This window comes from Catellatospora methionotrophica (genome assembly GCF_011297335.1).
In the GTDB taxonomy this organism is placed as follows: Bacteria; Actinomycetota; Actinomycetes; order Mycobacteriales; family Micromonosporaceae; genus Catellatospora; species Catellatospora methionotrophica.
This window is the reverse complement of record NZ_JAAOTJ010000002.1, coordinates 625899-647927: the sequence shown is the minus strand read 5'-3', so window position 1 is coordinate 647927 and position 22029 is coordinate 625899. Positions and strand designations below refer to the sequence as shown.

At 71.9% G+C, this 22029-nt stretch carries 14 protein-coding genes; 6 read left to right on the top strand and 8 right to left on the bottom strand.

Going from position 1 to position 22029, the window contains the following annotated elements:
- Nucleotides 1–149: 149 nt before the first annotated feature.
- Nucleotides 150–1211, bottom strand: coding sequence for a hypothetical protein (locus HAV40_RS10180; RefSeq protein WP_166380612.1), 1062 nt, complete (start codon nucleotides 1209–1211; stop codon nucleotides 150–152).
- Nucleotides 1212–1546: 335 nt separating this feature from the next.
- Here HAV40_RS10180 and HAV40_RS10175 point away from each other — a divergent pair, with 335 nt between their 5' ends.
- Nucleotides 1547–1984: an STAS domain-containing protein gene (locus HAV40_RS10175; protein WP_166380611.1), complete on the top strand. Its 438-nt coding sequence runs from the start codon at nucleotides 1547–1549 to the stop codon at nucleotides 1982–1984.
- Between the two features lie 49 nt (nucleotides 1985–2033).
- Nucleotides 2034–2477, top strand: a complete 444-nt coding sequence (locus tag HAV40_RS10170; protein WP_166380610.1) for an STAS domain-containing protein — start codon at nucleotides 2034–2036, stop codon at nucleotides 2475–2477.
- A 5-nt stretch (nucleotides 2478–2482) separates the two neighbouring features.
- Here the strand turns inward: HAV40_RS10170 and HAV40_RS10165 are convergent, their stop codons facing one another.
- The 4 genes from HAV40_RS10165 to HAV40_RS10150 form a co-directional block, all read right to left on the bottom strand.
- On the bottom strand, nucleotides 2483–2836 hold the full coding sequence (locus HAV40_RS10165) for an STAS domain-containing protein (RefSeq protein WP_166380609.1): 354 nt from the start codon (nucleotides 2834–2836) through the stop codon (nucleotides 2483–2485).
- A 182-nt stretch (nucleotides 2837–3018) separates the two neighbouring features.
- Complete coding sequence (gene coaD, locus HAV40_RS10160; RefSeq protein ID WP_166380608.1) at nucleotides 3019–3456, bottom strand: pantetheine-phosphate adenylyltransferase; 438 nt, start codon at nucleotides 3454–3456, stop codon at nucleotides 3019–3021.
- Nucleotides 3457–3521: 65 nt separating this feature from the next.
- On the bottom strand, nucleotides 3522–3854 hold the full coding sequence (locus HAV40_RS10155) for a YnfA family protein (RefSeq protein WP_166380607.1): 333 nt from the start codon (nucleotides 3852–3854) through the stop codon (nucleotides 3522–3524).
- A 103-nt stretch (nucleotides 3855–3957) separates the two neighbouring features.
- A complete protein-coding gene (locus tag HAV40_RS10150) occupies nucleotides 3958–4536 on the bottom strand; it encodes a TetR/AcrR family transcriptional regulator (protein ID WP_166380606.1) in 579 nt (192 codons plus the stop codon).
- A 208-nt stretch (nucleotides 4537–4744) separates the two neighbouring features.
- Here HAV40_RS10150 and HAV40_RS10145 point away from each other — a divergent pair, with 208 nt between their 5' ends.
- Both HAV40_RS10145 and HAV40_RS10140 read left to right on the top strand, forming a co-directional pair.
- Complete coding sequence (locus HAV40_RS10145; RefSeq protein WP_166380605.1) at nucleotides 4745–7039, top strand: MMPL family transporter; 2295 nt, start codon at nucleotides 4745–4747, stop codon at nucleotides 7037–7039.
- A 70-nt stretch (nucleotides 7040–7109) separates the two neighbouring features.
- Nucleotides 7110–7769 carry a hypothetical protein gene (locus HAV40_RS10140; protein WP_166380604.1) on the top strand — a complete coding sequence of 220 codons (660 nt, stop codon included), beginning with the start codon at nucleotides 7110–7112 and terminating at the stop codon, nucleotides 7767–7769.
- A 28-nt stretch (nucleotides 7770–7797) separates the two neighbouring features.
- Here the strand turns inward: HAV40_RS10140 and HAV40_RS10135 are convergent, their stop codons facing one another.
- Nucleotides 7798–8619 (bottom strand): methyltransferase domain-containing protein, encoded by an 822-nt coding sequence (locus HAV40_RS10135; RefSeq protein WP_239085663.1) that lies wholly within the window; start codon nucleotides 8617–8619, stop codon nucleotides 7798–7800.
- A gap of 191 nt (nucleotides 8620–8810) precedes the next feature.
- Nucleotides 8811–12686 carry a ThuA domain-containing protein gene (locus tag HAV40_RS10130; RefSeq protein ID WP_166380603.1) on the bottom strand — a complete coding sequence of 1292 codons (3876 nt, stop codon included), beginning with the start codon at nucleotides 12684–12686 and terminating at the stop codon, nucleotides 8811–8813.
- Between the two features lie 421 nt (nucleotides 12687–13107).
- Between HAV40_RS10130 and HAV40_RS10125 the strand changes: the two genes are divergently transcribed.
- Nucleotides 13108–17748 (top strand): GDSL-type esterase/lipase family protein, encoded by a 4641-nt coding sequence (locus HAV40_RS10125; protein ID WP_166380602.1) that lies wholly within the window; start codon nucleotides 13108–13110, stop codon nucleotides 17746–17748.
- 55 nt (nucleotides 17749–17803) lie between these two features.
- Here the strand turns inward: HAV40_RS10125 and HAV40_RS10120 are convergent, their stop codons facing one another.
- Nucleotides 17804–18607 (bottom strand): AfsR/SARP family transcriptional regulator, encoded by an 804-nt coding sequence (locus HAV40_RS10120; RefSeq protein WP_166380601.1) that lies wholly within the window; start codon nucleotides 18605–18607, stop codon nucleotides 17804–17806.
- 404 nt (nucleotides 18608–19011) lie between these two features.
- Between HAV40_RS10120 and HAV40_RS10115 the strand changes: the two genes are divergently transcribed.
- Entirely contained in the window at nucleotides 19012–22014 is a 3003-nt protein-coding gene (locus tag HAV40_RS10115) for a BTAD domain-containing putative transcriptional regulator (RefSeq protein WP_166380600.1), read from the top strand.
- The last annotated feature ends 15 nt before the right edge of the window (nucleotides 22015–22029 follow it).

The window sequence follows — 22029 nt, the reverse complement described above, 5'->3', positions numbered from 1 at the left end:
CGCCGACGGGTCGGCACCGCTGCCCGAACCTGTGCCGGCCAACGCCAGCGTAGTGCGCGGCCGCCAGGTATCGGTCCGTCGCGAAAGAGTGATCCCTGACGCGGGCGCCGTCACCGCCGGACCCGGCGATGACGGCGGCCGCACCGGGGTCAGCCGGCGTCGCGGCGAGGCATGGGCACGACGACGTTGAGGGTGTCCACCGGCCCGGTAGGGCCGACCGGGTGGCCGCGGTTGCTGCGCCCGCAGTGCGGGCACAGGCGGTAGAAGTCGTCGTCCTCCTGCTTGCCGTGGGCGCGCAGGAACGCGTTCGACAGGTCCGACATCTTCCAGTCGGTCGGGTCGACCTTCTGCTGGTCGAGCGTCACGCCGACGAGGAAGCCGAGGCCCGGCAGGCTGTAGTAGAAGATCGCCCCCTTCTCGACGTCGAGCACCACCCGCACCAGCGGGCCGGTGTCCAGGTCGTCGAGCCGGTCACTGAGCTTGCCGATCAGATGGCGGACATGGCGGGCGTGGCGCATGTAGTTGGTGCGGCGGTCGCCGGAGTCACCGGTGGCCATCAGGTCGAGGGCGTCGTCGTCGAACAGGTCCACATAGAAGTCACAGTCGGCCTGCGGGGTGAACCAGGCGACATAGTGCAGGTCGTTGATGTCGAGGAAGCGCTGGCTGATCGCGATGAGGGTGTTGCGGCCGCGCTGGCGGGTGGTGTCCTCCGACGTCCACACGGCCGACGTACGCAGGTTCAGCGGGGTCATCTTGGCCATGCTGGTGCGATCGGGCAGCGGACTGTCCAGCTCGGCCCTGGCCCGGTTGCGCCGTTCCCGGACCAGGTACGCCCCGGCGGCGACCAGGAGCACGCCGAGCGACGGAGCCAGCGCCGTCACGATGATCTCCACGGTGCCGGACCAGCCGGTCATCGCGCGGATCTCGTCATCCCAGATCACCGCGGTCAGGCCGAGCCCGGCCAGAGCCGTGCCGACCAGCAGGACGTAGTAGCCGACGATGATCTGCGGATACCACCAGCTGCGGCGGCGCAGCACCCCCAGCACGGCGGCGAGCACGATCAGGGTGCCGAGGATGATCGCCAGGCGGCGGTAGTCGTACTGCTCGCGCTTGACCACGCCGATCGCGATCTCGAACGGGGCGGGTGTGGCGAACAGTGCGACGAGCAGTTTGGTGTAGTCGTCGAGTTTGCGGGTCCGGGGCAGGTTCATCGGGGTTTCCTCACCCTTGACGAAGCGCGGCTGCCCAGACATTCTGACAGCTCGATGCCACGCTATGAGGTGACGACCGTACAGAAAGTACTGACGGTAGGTCGGGTTCCCCGGCCGCCCGGATGCCGACCGCCCGTGCGATCGCGCCCGGCGGACGTCCGAGCGTCAGCCCTGAGCAGCCGTTCTTGCCATTTGTCACACAACTGTCACGGCACTGCGGAACTTCCGCCACATGCGGTGGCGATCGTCTGGTGCACCGATACGAGGAGGTGCCGAGATGGCGGCGAAAGCGGTCGCGGGTTCGCGACACCGGCCGGTGGGCGAAGGCAGCGCCCGTGGCTGACAAGCTGCGCCTGCGGCTGTACTCCAGCCCGCTCGGCCTGTACCTGACCGCCGGCGGCCGCCTGGACGGGAGCACCGTCCACCAGCTCACCACCGCCGTCGACCTGGCCCTGATCCGCCTGAACCCGGTCCGGCTCATGGTCGACCTGCACGCGGTGACCTACCTCGACGTGGCGGGAGTGGCGGCGCTGATCGCCTGCCGCCGCGACGCGCACGCCAGGGGCGCGCAACTGGCCGTCGTGCAGCCCAGCAACCCCGCACGGGCGACCGTGCTGGCGTGCGCCGCCCAGGACCTGCTCGCGGGAGACAAATCCGCGCCCGCGGCGCGTCCGGCCGCTGACAGCTGGCGCCACTGTCCCAGGCCCAGCCTGCGCTGCCCCCGGCCGCCGGGCCGCGCCCACCGTGCTCCCCGCGGCACTCACCACCGCTGACCGCGCCGCCGGTTGTCCGGCCCACTACGCTGCCGCCGAGGAGGCACCGATGTCCGAGCTGTTCCAGCTCCGGCTGCACGTCACCGCGGCCGGGCTGTGCCTGGACGCGCGCGGCCGGCTGGACGGCACGACCTGCCACCGGCTGACGCGCGTGATCACGGCCGTGCTCGACCACCGGGCGGCACGGCGGGTCATGCTCGGCCTCTACGCGGTCGACGCCATCGACCTGGCCGGCATCGCGGCACTGCGCATGTCGCACGCACAAGCCCACAGGCACGGCGTCGAGCTGCTGATGTACGGGCCCCAGCGGCATGTCCGCGCCGCCATCGGGGCGGCCGGAGCGGGTCACCTGATCACCGACACCGCCGGCGAGTCGATGCCGCACCTGCCCGTACGGGCGTTCCGGCAGCGCGACCGAGCACGGTACGCCTGCCCGCGACCCCCGGCACGACCGCCAGGATGCGTACGACCGGCCCGACAGAGCGCCGACTGAGCACGTCACCGACCCTGCGGCCTCCTGTCACGCGGGTCCGCGGTCAGCAAGCTGTCCACCCCGGTCACCTCCAGCACCTGCATCACGATGCCGGACGCGTTCGTCACGTAGATCCGGTGCCCCAGCCGTAGCGCGGCGGCGTGCGCGTTCAGCAGCGCCCTGATGCCCGTGGAGTCCAGGAACGTGACCTCCGCGAGATCGACCTCGATCTCAGGCGACTGCTCGACCGCGGCGTGCAGCTCCGACAGCAGCCGGTCGGCGACCATGAGATCGATCTCGCCCTGCAACCAGACCACGACCCGGTCTTCGTGAACCTGTCGCCGTACAGCGAACCGGCCTTCGGGCTCACTCGTCGCCACTGATGACTCACCTCTTCACCTGAACGTTCGGACAGCCCCGCCCGCCGCAGCCTCACGGCATCACCTCGGCGGAGCATGGTGGGGGGACCGGCATGGGGTGCGGCCGCACCGGTCCCACGGGTATAGCGCCGGACCGCCCCGCAGTGTCACACCGCTGGCCGAGTCACCCGACCCGAGCGCTGTCAGGCGTGGAGGGTTCGCCTCATCGTGGAGGACATCGCCGCCAGCTCCGGCCGGGCAGGCAGGAACAACGTCGTCACGCCCAGCGCTGCGTTCGTCCTGGCGAGCTCCTGCTCGTACAGGTAGTCCGCGGCGTTCCTGACCCCGCGCACGATCGTGTCACCGCCATGACGCCGGCAGTAGTCCACGGTCAGCCCTTGCCAGACCGCCACGGTGACGTTGAGCCAGGCCTCGGGGAGCAGCGCCTGGATCTCCAGCGCCCGCGCGGCCGGCGGCCGAGACGGCTGCTTGCCGTCGTTGACCGCGACCAGGACCGTGACGTGCTCGAACATGCGACGCGACCGGTCCACGACGTCAAGGTGACCGGGCGTGAACGGATCGAACGTCCCGGGGTAAACCGCTCGGGCCGACCCGCGGCCACCATTAGACCCATGAAGCATCGCGCCAGACTATGCCGACCGCGTCGAACCGACTGGTTCAGTTCGGCAGCCACGCGCGGGCTGGGTCAGGGGCGGGGGGCGTACATGATGACCGCGACGCCTGCGAGGCAGATCAGTGCGCCGATGACGTCGTAGCGGTCGGGCCGGAACCTGTCGACGATCATGCCCCACGCGAGGGACCCGGCGACGAAGACGCCGCCGTACGCGGCCAGGATGCGGCCGAAGTCGGGGTCGGGCTGGAACGTGGCGACGAACCCGTACACACCGAGGGCCACGACACCGGCGGCGATGAACCACAGCCCGCGATGCTCGCGCCAGCCCTGCCAGATCAGCCATGCTCCGCCGATCTCGAACAACGCCGCCACGACGAACAGCACGATGGACCTGGTGATCGTCATGGCGGCAGGATACCGGCGCGGGCTACGACGACGCGCTCATCGCCCGAGCCGCGACGACGGCCGTCACCGCGCTCCGGTCCTGACCGGCGTCACACCGTGGTGATCATGCCTCGGTGGGTTGTTCGGCCCGCAGCAGGCGCCGCCCGCAGGCGAGCAGCTGCTGTCGGCGGCTGCGGTCGTCGAGCGGCGCCAGGACCGGGTCGCGGCTGGTGCCCGACAGGCCGTTGATGAACATGACCAGGCCGATCCGGGCCTCGACGTCGGGCGCGGGTCCGAGGATGAGCGTGGTGGCGTCGTCCCACCACCGGCGCATCGACTCCTGCTGGCTCAGCAACTGTTGGAGGTAGGGGTCCTTCATCAGCACGGCGAACCCGGAGTTCTCGTCGAGCGCGATGTCGATGATGCCGCCGAGCACCTCGTCGACACGTGCCGCGCGGGTGCGGTGGGCCTCGGCACGGCGGGTCACGGTCGGCAGCTCGTCCAGTGAAGGTCTGAGCACGTCCAGGACGATCTCGTCCTTGGTCTTGTAGTGGTAGTACAGCCCGGCCTTGGTCACTCCGGCCTCGGTGGCGATGTCCTGCAGCGACGTCGTCTGGATCCCGTCACGGGCGAACAGCCGCAGCGCCGCGGCGAGCAGCTGTTCGCGGCCGACCCGTCGGCGGCGCGGTGGCGCGGTCTCCATCGCGGCCGGCCTCCTCAGTCACGCCCCGCAGCTAACGGGCCTTGAGCAGCGATTATGAGATCCCGTCGGCGGTGCTGCCACCGAATGTGGGCTATACCTCTCGGCTCATCAAATGTTAGCCGGTCGGCTTAGTCCGCTCCTATCGTTCCTGCTTGCGGGCCGTGCACCCCGACGCCACCGCTCCCTCGACCGCGGCAAGGAAATGATCATGGCAAATCTGCTGTACCGGCTGGGCCGGTTCTCCTTCCGCCGCCGCGGCCTGGTCACCGCCCTGTGGCTGGTGCTGCTCGCCGCCGTCGGCGTGGGCGCGGCGACGCTGTCCGGGCCGACCAGCAACGCCTTCAGCATCCCGGGCACCGAGTCGTCGCAGGCCATCACCGTGCTGCGCGAGAAGATGGGCGTCGGGGCCGACAACGCGTCCGCGCAGGTGGTGTTCACGGCGAGCGGCCAGGCGAAGCTGACCGACCCCGGCCAGCAGGCCGCGGTCACCGCCGCCGTGGCGGCGCTGCGGGCCGCGCCGCAGGTCGCCCAGGTCGGCGACCCGTTCCAGGCCGGAACCATCTCCCCCGACCAGCGCACGGCGTTCGCCTCGGTGGCCTACACCGTCGCGCCCGGGGACCTGACCGACACCGACCGGCAGGCCCTGTACGCGGCCGGGCGCACCGCCGAGGCGGCCGGTGTCGGCGTCGCGTTCGGCGGCACGGCCACCCAGCAGCAGCAGGCGGGCGGCGCGGCCGAGGCCATCGGCATCGCCGTGGCCGCGCTCATCCTGCTGCTGACGTTCGGTTCACTGGTCGCGGCCGGTCTGCCGCTGCTGACCGCTCTGCTGGGCGTCGGCTTCGGCATGGGCGGCATCCAGATCGCCACCGGCTTCTTCGACCTGTCGACGTCGACCTCGGCGCTGGCGACCATGCTCGGCCTGGCCGTAGCCATCGACTACGCGCTGTTCGTCGTATCCCGGTTCCGCCACGAACTGGCCGACGGCCACGAACCCGAACAGGCCGCCGGACGCGCGGTGGGCACCGCGGGGTCCGCGGTGGTGTTCGCGGGACTCACCGTCATCATCGCGCTGGTCGCGCTCTCGGTGACCGGCATCCCGTTCCTCACCGCGATGGGCCTGGCCGCCGCAGGCACGGTCGCCGTCGCCGTCGCGATCACGCTGAGCCTGGTGCCCGCCCTGCTGGGCTTCGCCGGCCCCAGGATCCTGACCGCCGACCGCCGCAAGGGCATCGGCCGGCACCGTTCCCCGGCCACCATGCCACTGGGCGGCAGGTGGGCCCGTGGCGTCCTGCGCCACCGGGTGCCCGCGCTGCTGCTGGCGCTCGGCGTGGCCGGTGTCATGGCCGTCCCCGCGCTCGACCTGGCGCTCGCCCTGCCCGACGACAGCACCGCCGCCCCCGGATCCACCCAGCGTATGGCCTACGAGCAGCTCAGTTCCGGCTTCGGCGCCGGGTTCAACGGCCCCCTGCTGCTCGTCGTCGAGGACTCGCTGGGCGACGTCAGCACCGCCGCCGGGCAGGCACAGCAGTCCGTGTCGCGGCTGCCCGACGTCGCCGTGGTCACGCCGCCGACGATCAACCCCGACCGTGACACGGCCATGCTGACCGTCATCCCGCACAGCGGCCCCGGCACGCAGGAGACCAAGGACCTCGTCACGGCGATCCGCGACTTCGCCCCAGCCGTGGCCGCGTCCACCGGCGCGGACCTGTCGGTCACCGGTGCCACCGCGGTCAACATCGACGTGTCGGACAAGCTGACCGCGGCCCTGATCCCGTACCTGGCGATCGTGGTCGGGCTGGCGTTCGTGCTGCTCATGCTGGTGTTCCGCAGCGTACTGGTGCCACTGAAGGCCACCGTCGGGTTCCTGATCAGCGTCGCGGCCGCGTTCGGCGCCCTGGTAGCGGTCTTCCAGTGGGGCTGGCTCGCCGACCTGTTCGGCGTCCCGTCCACCGGCCCGATCGTCAGCATCATGCCGATCTTCCTCATCGGCGTGCTGTTCGGCCTCGCCATGGACTACGAGGTCTTCCTCGTCACGCGCACCCGCGAGGAGTACGTCCACGGCGCGGCCCCCGACGATGCGATCATCACCGGCACCCGCCACGGCGCGCGCGTCGTCACCGCCGCCGCACTCATCATGATCTCGGTCTTCGCCGGGTTCATCCTCACCGACGACACCATCATCAAGTCGCTCGGCTTCGCACTGGCCGTCGGCGTCGCCGTCGACGCCTTCCTGGTCCGGATGACCATCGTCCCGGCGGTCCTGTCACTGCTGGGCAGGGCCGCGTGGTGGCTGCCCGCGTGGCTCGACCGGATCCTGCCCAACGTCGACGTCGAAGGCGAGCAGCTGACCCGCCGCCTGGCCGCCGAGCAGCCACCGCTCTCGGCGGCCCCGGCCCAGCCGCAGTCTGCCGCCGCACCGGCCGAAGAGCCGACTGTCGCGGCGTCTGCTGACCTTTCGCAGCAGGCCGAGCCGATGCCCGAGCGCGAGCTGGTATCGGTGTAGAACCTCCACAAGGCATCGGCGACACACCGCCGGGCACAGTGCTGGCGCCGTCACGCCGCGAGGAGGAACGATGCACTCCAGACCCGACCCAGCTGGGCTGCCGCGACGGCTGAGCCACGTCTACTGGATCGGCGGCAGCAGCGGCTCGGGCAAATCGACCGCCGCCAGGCGTCTCGCCGCCCGCTACGGGCTCGGCGTGTACGACACCGACGCCGCCATGCCCGACCACGCCCGCCGTCTGCCCGCCGACACCGCGCCGCGCCTGAGCAGGTTCGCCGCCATGGACATGGACGACCGGTGGGTCAACCGGACACCGCACGAGATGCTCCAGACCTTCCACTGGTACCACGGCGAGGGCTTCGAACAGATCATCGCCGACCTGCTCCGCCTGCCCGCCGACCGGCCCGTCGTCGCCGAGGGCTTCCGCCTGCTACCGGAGCTCGTCAAGCCCCTGCTCGCCGACCAGCATCGCGCGGTGTGGCTGCTCGGGTCCCCATCGTTACGCAAGGCCGTCTTCGACGCCCGCGGCGGCACCGGGTGGGGCTTCATCGCCAAGACCAGCGATCCGCGACGCGCGCTGGACAACCTGCTCCAGCGCGACGCCATGTTCACCGACCGGCTCGCCCGGCAGACCACCGAACTCGGCCTCACCGCGCTCGCGACGACCACCGACAGCAGCGAAGAGGACTTCGTACGGCAGATCGCGGCAACCCTCGGCCTCGATCGCTGAACCAGCGGGTCGTACTCCTACAGTCCGCTCAGTCCGGGCGGCGTCCCCAGGCCGAGATCAGCGGCGCGAGGGTGAGGTCGAGTTCGCCGGCGTCGACGGCGGCCAGATGCGCGTCGATCTCGGCGTCGTCGGTCAGCCCTGCGGCCAGCAGCTCGGCGCGGACCATGCGCACCGTCGCGGCCTCCAGCCGGTCGCAGGCCACGCCGCCGACCGGGAAGCAGCCCGATGCCTCGACGTCGGCCAGGCCCGCTGCCCGCAGCGCCCGCGGCAGCGTACGGCCGAAGCGCAGTTCGGCGCCCCGGCGGGTCATCAGCTCCCGGACGGCCCGCCGCAGCCGGTTGGCGCGCTGCTGCGCCGGGCCGATCTCGTCGAGGCAGGCCAGCGGCTGCAGCTCGGTGTCGGCGTCCTCGATCAGCAGCCATCCGCCTGGACGCAGCGCCGCGACCATCGTCGCCAGCGCACGGGCACGGTCGGGCACGTGGACGAGCACCAGCCGCGCGTGTACGAGGTCGAACGTGCCCGGCTGCGGCGGCGGATCCGCGACGACGTCATGCCGCAGCACCTCGTACCCGCCGCGCGGGTCCAGCCAGGCGGGGTTGATGTCGGTGGCCAGCACGTATCCGGTCGGCCCGACCGCCGCGGCGAGCGCCTCGGGGACGCTGGTTCCTCCCGCGCCGACCTCCCAGCAGCGCCATCCCGCGCTCACACCGAGCCGGTCGAAGTGCCCGCGCGTGACCCCGTCGAACAGCCTGGCCAGCCAGGTGAACCGCTCGCCCGCCTGCACCCGCGCGTTGTCGAGCAGGTACCGGTGATCCGGGGAGGGGTCGACGGCGGGCTGCGGTGAACTCATGCCCACATCCTCATGTCGTGGCCGGTGCCGTGTCAGCACGACACGGGATGAGACGTGCCACAGCGCCCGTCACGACGTGGCGGCCAGCCACGGTTGGATAAGTGCCGGGTCGGCGAACATGAGTTCGCAAGAACAGGCCGGGCGCGGCGGACCTGAGTCCTCCGCGCCCGGCGTTGTGCCGTTCTACCAGGTCAGTTGTAGACCTCGAACTCGAACAGCGAGTAGCCCCAGGCCGTGCCCCGGGCGGTGCCGTTGATCCGCACGTACCGGCCGGTGGCCCCGAGCGCGGTGTTGTCGTCGACGCCGCCGTTGCCGCCGGTCACCGACCGCACCGTCGTCCAGGTCGTGCCGTTGGCCGAGGTCTGGATCTGGTACGCGGACCCGTACGCCGCCTCCCAGGTCAGCTTGACCCGGCTGATGGCGGACGACTGGCCGAGGTCGACCTGGATCCACTGCGGGTCGGCGAACGCGCTGCCCCAGCGGGTCGTCAGCGAGCCGTCGACCGCTGCCGCCGCCGTGAACGCGCCTTCCACGGTGGACGCCGTGGCCGGACGGTTCAGGGCGATGTTGGTCGAGGTGGGCGGCGGGCCGCTGTCACCGTAGACCTCGAACTCGAACAGCGAGTAGCCGAATCCGGTGCCCCGGGCCGTGCCGTTGATGCGCACGTACCGGCCGGTGGCGGTCAGGCCCGTGTTGTCGTCGACCCCGCCGTCGCCGCCGGTGACCGATCGGGCGTTGGTCCAGTTCGTGCCGTCGGCCGAGGTCTGGATCTGGTACGCCGAACCGTACGCCGCCTCCCAGGTCAGCTTGACCCGGTTGATCGCGTACGACTGGCCGAGGTCGACCTGGATCCACTGCGGATCGGCGAACGCGCTGCTCCACCGCGTGGTCAGCGAGCCGTCGACCGCACCCGACGCCGTGTAGGCGCCCTCGACGCTCGACGCCGTCGCCGGACGGTTGAGCGCGAGGTTGCCCCCTGTCGGCGGCTGGGTGCCGCCGGAGGTGAACGTGAAATCGTCGATGTCGAACAGCGAGCCGGTGGCCGCACCGGTGAACACCAGGTACAGCGTCTGCGTCCCGGACGGCACGGTCACCGTTCCGGTCACGTCGACCCAGGTCTCCCAGCCGCCGGTCGGGGCGACCGGCACCGTGGACACGACCGTGCCGGTCGGCGAGCCGACCCGTACGGTCAGCGTGCCGCCGACCCCGGCCGAGGCGACCCGCGCCTTGAACCCGGTGACGCCGCCCAGGTTGTACGGCGTGAACGAGATCCAGTCGCCGTTCTCGATGTAGCCGACGGCGTTGCCGCCGTGCGCGCTGGCCTTGGCGGCGAGCTGGACGCCGCTCATCGTGTTGTAGTGCTCAGCCTGGCGGGTGCGCGGCTGGAGCACGGTCTGGGCCGAGACGGCCGTCCCGGTCGGCGGGGTGTACACCGCGGCGAGCACCCCGAAGATGTTCGCGGCCGCGTCGTGCTCGCCGTCGACCGTGGTCTGGATCGACCCGGTGCAGCCGTTCTTGCTGGTGATGGGGTGTCCGTGGCTGTCGTGGCCGAGGACGTAGTTGAGCACGACCCGGTTGCAGTCGATCGTGCCCGCGTTCGGGTCGGTCACCCGGATCTCGTAGGGCACCAGGTCGCCGAACTGGAACACGGTGCCGTTGCTCGGCAGGACGATCTGGATCCCGGCCCGGCCGACGCCGACGACGACGCTGGCCGTGGAGATCCGGCCACCGGTGTCCCGGACCGTCAGCGTGGCGGTGTACTCGCCGTTGGCCGCGTACGTGAACGTCGGGTTGGCCGCGGTCGAGTCGGTGCTGCCGTTGCTGGTGAAGTCCCAGGCGTAGGTGATCGCGTCACCGTCGGGGTCGTTGCTGCCGGCCGAGCTGAACTGCACGGTCAGCGGAGCCGCCCCGGTGGACGGGTTCGCCGCCGCCTGGGCGATCGGCGCCCGGTTGCCGCCGCTGTTGTACTCGATGCGGTAGACGGCCGAGTTGGCGTCGCCGCCGAACCAGGTCGTGCCGTAGTCGAGCACGTACAGGGCACCGTCCGGCCCGAACTCCATGTCCATGATCGCGGTTCCGGACCACGGAACCGATTCGATCGCACCGGCCGTGCCGTTGGCGTTGATCGTGGCCGCCTTGATCCAGCGGCTGGTGAACTCGCCGAGCATGACCTTGCCGTTGTACGAGGCGGGCCACTTCACGTCGGAGACCAGCGCCGGGTTGAACTGGTAGACCGGGCCGCCCATCGGGCCGCCGCCGCCCAGCTCGGGCCGCCAGGGTCCCGCGCCGCCGTAGGGCAGCCAGGCGGCCTGCGACGGCGGGAGGGTGGTGATGCCGGTGTTGTTGCGCGAGTTGTTCGTCGGGCCGCCGGCGCAGTTGAACAGGCCGGTCGACGGGCCGGTCGGGAACGTGTACTCGTGGTACGGGGTGTTGTAGTTGGAGCAGTACGGCCAGCCGAAGTTGCCGGGCTGGGTGATCCGCTCGAACGACACCGTGCCCGCGGGACCGCGGTTGGGGTCGGCACCGCCGTCGGGGCCGTAGTCGCCGAGGTAGACGACGCCGGTGGCCTTGTCCACGCTCATCCGGAACGGGTTGCGGAAGCCCATGGCGTACACCTCGGGCTTGGTGTTGGGCGTGCCCGGCGCGAACATGTTGCCCGCCGGGATGGTGTAGCCGCCGGTCGCGCCGGGCTTGATGCGCAGCACCTTGCCCCGCAGGTCGTTGCTGTTGCCCGCGGTCCGCTGAGCGTCGAACGCCGGGTTGCGGTCGGCCCGCTCGTCGATCGGCGCGGAGCCGCCCGAGTCGAACGGGTTGGTGTCGTCGCCGGTGGACAGGAACAGGTTGCCGGCCGCGTCGAAGTCGATGTCACCGCCGACGTGGCAGCACTGCCCCCGGCTGGTCGGCACGTCGAGGATGGTGACCTGGGTGGCCGGGTCGATGGTGTTGTCGTCGCGGACCGTGAACCGGGCCAGCTTGTTGGACCCGTTGAACGGCGCGAACTGCGCCGCGGTGCCGGTCGCCGGGGAGTCGCCGCCCGGGGTGCTCAGCGGCGGCGCGTAGTACAGGTACACCCAGCGGTTGCTGGCGAAGTTCGGGTCGGCCTTGATGCTCTGCAGACCCTCCTCGTCGTGGGTGTAGACCTGCAGCGTCAGCGCGACCTTGGTGTTGCCGTTGACGTCGGTGTAGCGCACCACACCGTCGCGGGAGGTGTGCAGCACACCCCGGTTCGGCAGCACGGTCAGGCCCATCGGCTCGCCCGTCTCGGCCACGCCCTTGGCCAGCGTCACCTGGCTGAAACCGCCCGGCTGCTGGGTGCCGACGGTGCAGTTGCCGGTGCCCTGGGCCGCGTAGCGGATGCCGCCGAGCAGGTGGGTGCGGAAGTTGGCCTCGCTGAAGCTCTCCTGGGTGTGGCCGAGGCCGGTGTACCAGGAGCGGCCGCCGTCGTAGGCGCGGCACCACGCGATCGGGTGGTCCGCGCCCATGCTGCCACCGGTGTAGGTGGACTCGTCCAGGTTGGCCAGGACGTGCACCGACGCGCGCGGGTTGGTGCGGTAGTTGTACAGCTCGTCGGTCCGGTTCCAGTTCGCCGGCAGGCCGGCGGTGGACGGGTGGGCCGTGTCCTCGACGCGCACCGTGACCGGCTGGATCGCCGGGTGGCTGGCGAAGTACGCGCCGACCAGGTTGCCGTACCAGGGCCAGTCGTACTCGGTGTCGGAGGCGGCGTGCAGGCCGACGTAGCCGCCGCCCGCGCGCACGTAGCGCTCGAATGCGGCCTGCTGGGTGGCGTCGAGCACGTCGCCGGTGGTGGACAGCCAGATCACGGCCTTGAATCTGGCCAGGTTGGCGTCGTTGAACTGGGTGGCGTCCTCGGTCGCCTCCACCGCGAAGTTGTTCGCGGTGCCGAGCTGCTGGATCGCGGTGATGCCCACCGGGATCGAGTCATGCCGGAACCCCGCGGTCTTGCTGAAGATCAGCACCGTGAAGTCGGCCGCTTGCGCGGGGACGGCGTTGACGCCGACTCCCGCCAGCACGAGGGTGACACAGAGCAGCACTCTGCGAAGGAACATGATCGGTTGGCACCTCTCCCGAAGTGAATCCCATGAAGACGTGCGCCGATCACGTCTGGAACGTGCACTGTCAGCCGCATCGTGGGCCGATGGGCCTCAGACTGGGTCGCGGCCCGACATACGGTGCCGCCTATGTCGCCCGCCTGCCATGAAGCGGCATGGCCAGCCACGACTGAGGTGGATTCGTGTTACCGCCTCCTTCCGCGCAGGTTACCGGAGAGCGCTCTCCCGGCGAGGTGCAGACAGTTAAGCAGACTCCCCCGCCGTTGTGAAGGCTCATCGCGTGCCGACCGTCCTATACCTTCTGTCCGCGTTGGACGACCAGCTTCGCATCGATGCGCTCCGCGTGCGCCAACGATGCCGATGCGGTGCCGAGCCGCTCTACGTTGCCCGCCATGCACAGCGATGGTGGGAGGACGACGTGAGGTTTCCAGTAGTACGGACAGCGGCGAGGATCGTCGCCGCGACAGGGGCGGTGGCACTGCTCCTGTCGATGGGCGTGTTAGGCGCCCAGGCCGCACCCGAGGGCGCCGGGCCGCCCCCCGGGGACCCGGCCACGGTCACGACCGTCGGCGGCGTGACCAACAGCGTCGCCGCCGAACGCCGCGACACGGTCCTGCCCAAGGGCTGGCGGACCTCGGCCGACACGGCGTGGACGACCTCCGGTGACGCGACCGGCCTGCACGTGCTGGTGGCCACGGCCCGCAGCGGGTACACCTGGCAGACGGCGGCGACGCTGGCCGAGCCGGGCTTCGACACCGACATGTGGATCGGCAACGCCTGCCTGACCGGCTCCGGCCGGCGGCTGGTCGTGGCGTACGCGCCGCGCACGTTCACCAACAAGGCCGACCTGTTCGACCGGGGCGCCTTCACCGCCGTGGTGGACCTGCAGACCGGCGCGGTCCGCAAGCTCAGCGTGCAGAGCTCCCTGGCGTACTTCAACCCCGGCTGCGGAGCCGGGGAGACCGCGGTCATCAGCCAGTTCGGCGGCGACCGCGCCGACGACCCGGCCCCCACCGCCATCCGCAGCCGCCTGTTCACCGTGGACTCCGCGACCGGCAAACTGTCCACGCCGATCGGCCTGCGCACCGAGGTCACCTCGGCCGTGCCGACCAGCGACGGCATCGTCGCCGCAGGTCCCGGCAGGCTGGTCCGTGTCGGCACCGACGGCACGACCAAGCCGCTCGCGCCGACCACCGGCGTGGCGTTCCGGCTCGTGCCCGACGGTTCCGGGCAGGTGACGTTCGCCGAGCACGACGGCGTGAAGGTCCGGGTGCGGCACACCTCGACCGCCACGGCCGCCCCGGCGGCGCTGCTGGCCGAGGGCGACCTGACCGAACTGGGCCTGACCCGTGGCGCGAACGGCAAGGCGTTCGTGACCGGACGGCCGACCCGGGTGGCGGCGCTGCCCGGCAGTGTCCGCGTGCTGGACGTGCCGGTGGGCAGCGAGCCGTCCTCCACCGGAGCGCTCGCCCTGACCCGTGTGAGCGTGGCCGCCGGCGTCGACCCGCGGCTGGCCGTCGACCCGCAGGCCGGTGCGCGTACCGTCACCGTGCAGGCGAAGGTGCTGGCAGGCGGTGCGCGGCTGGACTTCCGCGTCGGCCCGCACGTCAGCGGCGCGAACGCCGCGGCGGGCACGGCCGTGAACCCGCTGCTGCTCGGCGCGGCTCCGGCCGGTGCCGGGCTGCGCCTCAAGACGGCCACGACGACGAGTTCGGCCGACAACCCCGTCGACGCCGAGCGCTACTGCTCGGTGCCCCGCAACGACCCGCGCAACCAGGCCATGCAGCCCAAGCCGCGCCAGGTCGAATGGGCGGTGGACCAGGCGATCACGAACTCGCTGCACCTGGCCCGGCCCGCCGACTGGAAGAACCTCGGCATGCCGGCGTACACCCCGCAGGGTCTGTTCCCCAGCATCCCGCTGATCGGCGGCGGGCGGGTCCCGGCGCAGATCATGCTCGGCATCATCGCCCAGGAGTCGAACATGTGGCAGGCGTCGCGGTTCGCCCTGCCGGGCGTCACCGCGAACCCGCTGATCGGCAACTTCTACGGCCGCGAGATCTACAACGCCAACCCCGACGACGACTGGGCCATCAACTGGACCAAGTCCGACTGCGGGTACGGGCTCACGCAGGTCACCGACCACATGCGACTCGCCGGTCACGAGAAGGGCCCCGACGACACCGCGTGGACGTACCAGACGCAGCGGGCCGTGGCGCTGGACTTCGCCACTAACATCGCGGCCGGCCTGCGCATCCTGCAGGACAAGTGGAACCAGACGCGGCAGGGCGGGCTGATGATCCACGACGGCAACCCGGCGGCGCTGGAGAACTGGTTCTTCGCCGTGTGGGCGTACAACAGCGGCTACCACCCGCAGAGTGAGGCCGCGGCCAACAACGGGGCGTGGGGTGTCGGCTGGGGCAACAACCCGATCAACCCCCGGTTCAACCCGCAGCGCAAGGCGTTCCTGGAGGTCAGCTACGACGACGCCCGCAACCCGCAGTGGTGGCCGTACCCGGAGAAGATCATGGGCTGGGCGGGGCATCCGATCGAGGCCAGCGAGACGCCGGAGACCACGGTCGCCGGTTACCGGGCCGCCTGGTGGACCACCGCCGAGGCACGGGCGTCGGTCAAGCCGCCGCTGACGAAGTTCTGCGACGCCACCAACGACTGCGTGCCCGGCGCGCTGTTCCCGCCGAACGAGGAGGACGTCGTCGGCGAGCCCGCGGGCCCGTGCGGTCACATCGACGACGCCGGCTGGTACGACCTGAAGTGCTGGTTCAACCGGCCCGTGGGCTGGCAGACCGATCCCGGCGCGTCCTGCTCGCGGTGCGGCAACGAGGTGCTGCGCTTCGACCCCGGTTACGCCTACCAGGACGACGGCACCAGCTTCCCGCCCCGGTGCGACCTGACCGGGCTGCCCGCGGGCGCGCGCATCGTCGACGACGTCGCCGACGACATCCGCTCGGTGCGGACCGGCTGCCCCCGCAACTTCACCAACGCGGGCACGTTCGCGCTGGACTTCGCCGGCGACTCGGCGGGCAACCGTCCGTCGAAGATCGATTTCCACCAGGTGGGGGCAGGGTTCGGCGGGCACCTGTGGCGGGCGTACACCCGCGTCCAGGGCGCCAACGGCGGCTCGCTGAAGGTGACCGGCACCTGGTCCGCGTCGCAGGCCATCAACGGCTGGACCCGGATCATGGTGTCGGTCCCCGACCACGGGGCGTGGACCCGCCAGGCCAAGTACGTCGTCAACCTCGGCAACGGCCAGACCAGGTACCGGGTCGTCAACCAGGCCTGGCGCGAGCACCGCTGGATCGACCTGGGCGTGTTCCCGGTCAACGGCAAGCCCAGCGTGTCGCTGAGCACGGAGACCTCCGACGGGCGCGGCGAGGACGCGATCATCTTCGACGCGGTCGCGTTCGTGCCGACGCAGGCACCGTCGGCGATCTACGTGGCGATGGGCGACTCGTACTCCTCCGGTGAGGGTGCCGCGCCGTACGACCGCAACAGCGACTACCTGCACACGGTCAGCGACGGCGAGGACAAGAACGCCTGCCACCGCTCCCGCGACGACGCCTACCCGCGCAAGGTCACCCTGCCGGGACACGCCGCACCGATCGCGCAGGAGGCCGCCGAGGGCAAAGCCTCGTTCGGGTTCATCGCCTGCTCGGGCGCGATGACCGTCAGCCTGACCCGGGACGCGGTCAACAACCCGCCGACAGCCGACGACCTGCGCGGCAGCACGAGCTGGGGCGCGGCCGACCAGCACTTCGGCGAGGTCGCCCAGGTGGACCAGGGCTACCTCGACGTCGACACCACGCTGGTCACCGTGTCCATCGGCGGCAACGACGCCCGGTTCGGCGACGTGCTCAACGGCTGCGTCATGACACTGGGCAACTGCTACGACAGCGACTACCGGCTCACCCGTGACGTCCACGGCACCGACGTCGTCGACCCCGCTCCGCTCAAGGACTACCAGTCGAACCTCATCCGCAACCAGCTCCCCCAGCACCTCAAGGCGGTCTACCGGGCGATCCGCGCCAAGGCCCCGAACGCGAAGATCCTCGTGATGGGTTATCCGCAGATGTTCCCCAACCTCCCGTCCGAGGGCTGCTACAACCTCGGGCCGCAGACGCAGAGTTTCCTCAACAGCCTGGCCGGACTGCTGACCACCACCATCGCCAAGGCCGTCCAGGAGGTGAAGGACGAGGGCGCGAACATCCGGTTCGTCGAGCCGAACACCACCTGGCTCGTGGGCGTCGGCCAGAACAGCCACGCCGCCTGCCCGGCGACCCCCAACTCGTGGCTCAACGCGCTCACCGCCACGTCGACGACGGGCAGCGGCAGCGCCACCCCCGGCGCCGGCAGCTTCCACCCGACCGTCGCCGGCTACCGCGCCTACGCCGACCTGGCCAACAGCGCACTGCAGGGCTACAGCCACCGCGCCATGGTGTCCCAGCGGATCTTCAACTATGTCGCCAGCCGTTCGTCCGACGGGTGGCAGATCACCCAGGCGCAGGCCGACGAGGCGGCCCTGCGCTGCCTGAACCTGGCGGCACGGTCCGGCCTGACCGGCGATCCCTGCATGAGCGTGCCGATCCTGTTCCCCACCGCCACCGACGCCAACGGGGCGGCGATCAACGACGACGACGCCATCATCGGCAACCCGCAGTGGCTGCTCAACAGGTACGTGAGCGGCGCGCAGAAGGAGGCGGTGCTCAGCCGCAGCTGGATGAACCTGGTCGGCGTCGGGCAGACCACCTGCCCGACCCCGCGCCCCACCGGGTACCAGTGCGACGAGTACCCGTTCTACTCCAGCGAGCGGGGAGGCGTGTGGGACATGTTCTACGGTGAGACGTCGACGAACAGCACCCGCCTGCGCCTGGTCCCGACCGCGGAGAACCGGGCCGAGGGCACGATGCTGGGCGCGATGTACACCAAGTGCCAGATGACCTCCGGCACGTACGAGCCGACCCAGGGCACCCTGAAGACCCACGGGCAGCCGTACCTGACCATCCCGCTGCTGTTCAGCCCACCGAAGACGTTCTACGTCTGCTGACCGAACAGGGGCCCGGCGGCGCGTTCCATGCCGCCGGGCCCCTGCCTGCCTGGTCTCAGCGGGCGTACGCGGCCAGTGCCGACGGGAGCAGGTCGTCGAGCCCGAACGGGACCCCGGCGAGGATCGCCCTTCGGGCCCGCTGCAGGGCGCTACCAGGTGGCACGCCCAGTTCCACGCTCAGCCGCGAGCGGACCCGGTCGAAGGCGTGCAGGGCGCCGGCGGCGCTACCGGCCCGGCACAGTGCCACCATCAGGGCACACTGCAGCCGGTCCCGGCCGGGATGCGCGTCGGCCAGTGACAGCAGTTCGGGCACCAGCACCCGGTGCAGCCCCAGATCGAGTTCGACGGCCACCCGGTCCTCCACGGCCTGCAACCGCCACTCCTCCAGGCGCAGCGCCTCGGCGGCCAGGGCGCCTTCGGCCAGGCCCGCCAGCGCAGGTCCGCGCCACAACCGGTCGGCGGCCCGGAAACCGGCGGCCGCCGCGGGCAGATCACCGGCGTCGCGGTCCCGGCGGGCGGCCGCCACCAGCGACTCGAACCGCTGCCGGTCCACCTCGCACCCGACCGTACGCAGCAGATAACCCCCCGAGCCCACGGCCAGGTCGGCAGGCGCGAGCCCCGCCTCGACCAGGGTCCGGCGCAGCGACGCGGCGCAGTTGCGCACCTGCCGGTCGGCCGTCGCGGGCGGATCGTCCGGCCACAGGCAGTCGACCAGCCGCGACACCCCCACCCAGCGGTCGCTGTGCGCCAGCAGCATCGCCATGATCTGCTGCTGGCGCACTCCCCCGAACGCCACACCCCGTCCACCCGCCAGGACCTCCAGCGGCCCCAACATCCGGATCTCCATCACGGTCCCCATCCCCGAATCCCTCATGACGGGGGCACCGTATGCGCACCGGACGGCGCTTCACCCCACCGCGAACCGATCCGCGCGACCGTTGCCGGTGACCCGCCCGAGTCCCGCAGCCAGGCCGTTCACCTGCGGATATCCACCACGTTTCCGCGGCGAGGCGGTGCCGCGGCCGCCCGGCGCAGGCAGAATCGGGCGCGCCCGGCGGCAGATTCACCGGCGGCGGCAGAACCCGGGCCGAGCCACTCCGCTCGCATCGAGCACGCCGACAATGACGGCGCTGTGGCAAAATCCATGCGCGGCGACGACATCAGTCCCTCCACAGTGGAGGATCACGTGCCGCCCGCAGACGGCCTGGCCCACCACCCGGCCGGGTCCCCTGATCACACGAGCTCCTGGACGGCAACAGCCACATGGACGGTGAACAGCTCGGCGAGTGGCTGCGCCGATGCCGCCGGGCGGCCGGCCTGACCCAGCACGAACTGGCGGTCCGGTCCGGACTGGCCGAACGCGCCCTGCGCGACATCGAACGCGGCCAGGTACGCCATCCGCATCCGCGCACCATGCGGGCACTGACCGCCGTGTTCGGACCGCCCGACGCCACACCGGCACACCGGCCACCGCTGACCGTCGGTGTGCTCGGCTCCCTGACCGTCCACCGCGACGGGCACCCGATCGAGATCGGCCAGCCGATGCTGCGCGCCCTGCTCGGCCTGCTCGCCCTGCAGCCCGGACAGACGGTGTCCCGCGAGCACATCGTCGATGTGCTGTGGCCCGAGAACCCGCCGCCGACCTGCCTCAAACTGCTGCAGGGCTACGTCGGGCAGCTGCGGTCCATCCTGGAACCGCAGCGCACTCCGCGCGCGCCGGCGCAGGTGCTGTCCCTGGTCGGCAACGGCTACCAGCTGCGGCTGACCGGCGAACAACTCGACCTCGCGCAGTTCAACGACCGGCTCGCCCGCGCCCGCGACGCCCGCACCGGCGGTGACGCCGAGACGGCGCTGCGGGAGCTGGAACAGGCCCTGGCCTGCTGGCGCGGTCCCGTGCTGGCCGACGCGCCCCCGAACCTGCGCCAGCACCCCGCCGCCGCGGCCGCGGCACGCCGCCGCACCGCCGCCGTGCTCACCTATGCCGACACCGCGATCGAGCGGGGCCGTCCCGACCCGGCCTGCGAGCGTCTGCAGGAACTGCTGGCCGAGGAGCCGCTGCACGAGGCGCTGGCCGCCCGGCTCATGCGGGCCCTGGCGGCCAGCGGGCAGCGCGCCGCCGCCCTGGACCTGTTCGCCGCGACCCGGGCCCGGCTCGCCGACGAGCTGGGCATCGAACCCGACGCCGCCCTGCATGAGGCGTACCTCGACATCCTGCGGGCGCGGCCCGCCGAGGCCGAACGGCCCCGCGCCCCGGCGGTGCCCGCGCAGCTGCCCCTGGACGTGCCCGGCTTCAGCGGACGCGGCCGGGAGCTGCGCTGGCTCGACGCCGGCCTGGCCGACGCCGGGGACCCGCCCCGGTCGCTGGTCGTCGCGGCGCTGACCGGCACGCCGGGCTGCGGCAAGACCGCCGTCGCGGTGCACTGGGCGCACCGGGTGGCCCACCGGTTCCCCGACGGGCAGCTGTACCTGGACCTGCGCGGATTCGATCCGGGCGGCCCGGCGATGGTCCCCGCCGAGGCGGCCCGGTCGCTACTGGAGGCGCTGGACGTGCCACCGGACGGCATACCCGTCTCCCCGCAGGCGCAACTCGGGCTCTACCGCAGCCTGCTGGCCGGGCGGCGGGTCCTCATCCTGCTCGACAACGCCCGCGACGCCGAGCAGGTCCGGCCGCTGCTACCCGGCAGCCCCGGCTGCGCCGTGCTGGTGACCAGCCGCGACCAGCTACGCGGCCTGCTGGCGACCAGCAACGCCCGCCTGCTCACCCTCGACCTGCCGTCCCCGCACGACGCCCGGCGGCTGCTGGCCGCGCGGATCGGCGCCCAGCGCACCGCGGCCGAGCCCGCCGCCGTCGAGGAGATCATCGCGCGCTGTGCCCGGCTGCCGCTGGCACTGGCGATCGTCGGGGCCCGCGCCGCGACCCGGCCCCGGCTCGCGCTGTCCGCGATCACGCACGAGCTGGCCACCCGGAACCTGGACGGGCTCAGCGGCCCCGACGCGGCCACCGACGCGCGCGCCGCGTTCTCCTGGTCCTACCGCACGCTGAGCCCGGCGGCCGCTACCGCGTTCCGGCTGATCGGACACACCGCGACCGGCAGCGTCACCGCCGACGTCACCGCCAGCCTCACCGGGGCCGCCACCCCCGCCGCCCACCGCGTCCTCGAAGAGCTCACCGACGCCAACCTGGTCACCGAGTCCACGCCGGGCCGGTACCACCTGCACAGCCTGCTGCGCGCCTACGCCGCCGAGCTGAGCCGCGCCCTCGACGCCACGACGGCACGGCGGCAGGCGCTGCACCGGCTGCTCGACCACCACCTCGCGACCGCGCGCACCGCCGCCACGCTGCTGGAACCGGCGCGCGAGCAGCTCACGACCGCCCCCGCGACGCCCGGGGTGACCCCGCCGCCGCTGGCCACCCGTGAACAGGCGCTGGCCTGGTTCGCCGCCGAACGCGGCACCCTGCTCGCGGCCATACGCCGGGCCGAGGCCGGCGGCTGGGACAGCCACTGCTGGCAGCTGGCGCACAGCGTGTCGACGTTCCTGTACGCCCGCGGTCACTGGCACGACCTGGTCGCCGCCCAGCGCAGCGCGGTCCGGGCAGCGCGCCGGCTCGGCGAGCGCACCGGGGAGGGCCACACGCACCTGAACCTGGCCCGCGCATACTCCGCGCTCGGCCGGGGGGCTCGGATGCGCCCGCACCTGCGGCGCGCGCTGGCCCTGTTCACCCGCTCCGGCGACCACGGCGGCCTGGCAAGGGCGCACAACGCGATCGCGCTGAGCCATTCGCGCCAGGGCGAGCACGGCCGCGCCCTGCACCACAACCAGCAGGCGCTGACCCACTACCGCCTCGCGGGCAACGCCAACGGCTACGGTCAGGCGCTCAACGACATCGGCTGGGGCTACGCCATGCTGGGCCGGCACCGCCTCGCCCTGCGCTACTGCCGCCGGGCGCTGGCGGTGCTAGGCGGGCTCGCCGACCCCACCGAGGCGGCCCACACCTGGGACAGCCTCGGTTACGTCCACCACCGGCTGGGGGATCACGCCCGCGCCGTGGCCTGCTACGAGCGGGCGGTCGCGCTGTTCCGGGAGAACGGCAGCCGCTACCACGAGGCCGAGTCCCTGACCCGGCTGGGCGACACGCACCGCGCGGCCGGTGACGGTGCTGCTGCCCGCGCCGCCTGGCAGCAGGCCCGCGACATCCTGGACGGGCTGCGCCACGCCGACACCGCGCGGGTACGCGGGCTGCTGGCCGAACTGTCCACCAGGTGAGCGGCCGGGGCCGCT

Bases quoted from the DNA above. Each gene is read 5' to 3' on its own strand.
- HAV40_RS10180 (WP_166380612.1), bottom strand. From the start codon at position 1,211: ATGAACCTGCCCCGGACCCGCAAACTCGACGACTACACCAAACTGCTC.
- HAV40_RS10170 (WP_166380610.1), top strand. From the start codon at position 2,034: ATGTCCGAGCTGTTCCAGCTCCGGCTGCACGTCACCGCGGCCGGGCTG.
- coaD (WP_166380608.1), bottom strand. From the start codon at position 3,456: ATGCTTCATGGGTCTAATGGTGGCCGCGGGTCGGCCCGAGCGGTTTAC.
- HAV40_RS10155 (WP_166380607.1), bottom strand. From the start codon at position 3,854: ATGACGATCACCAGGTCCATCGTGCTGTTCGTCGTGGCGGCGTTGTTC.
- HAV40_RS10150 (WP_166380606.1), bottom strand. From the start codon at position 4,536: ATGGAGACCGCGCCACCGCGCCGCCGACGGGTCGGCCGCGAACAGCTG.
- HAV40_RS10145 (WP_166380605.1), top strand. From the start codon at position 4,745: ATGGCAAATCTGCTGTACCGGCTGGGCCGGTTCTCCTTCCGCCGCCGC.
- HAV40_RS10140 (WP_166380604.1), top strand. From the start codon at position 7,110: ATGCACTCCAGACCCGACCCAGCTGGGCTGCCGCGACGGCTGAGCCAC.
- HAV40_RS10135 (WP_239085663.1), bottom strand. From the start codon at position 8,619: ATGAGTTCACCGCAGCCCGCCGTCGACCCCTCCCCGGATCACCGGTAC.
- HAV40_RS10130 (WP_166380603.1), bottom strand. From the start codon at position 12,686: ATGTTCCTTCGCAGAGTGCTGCTCTGTGTCACCCTCGTGCTGGCGGGA.
- HAV40_RS10120 (WP_166380601.1), bottom strand. From the start codon at position 18,607: ATGGGGACCGTGATGGAGATCCGGATGTTGGGGCCGCTGGAGGTCCTG.
- HAV40_RS10115 (WP_166380600.1), top strand. From the start codon at position 19,012: ATGGACGGTGAACAGCTCGGCGAGTGGCTGCGCCGATGCCGCCGGGCG.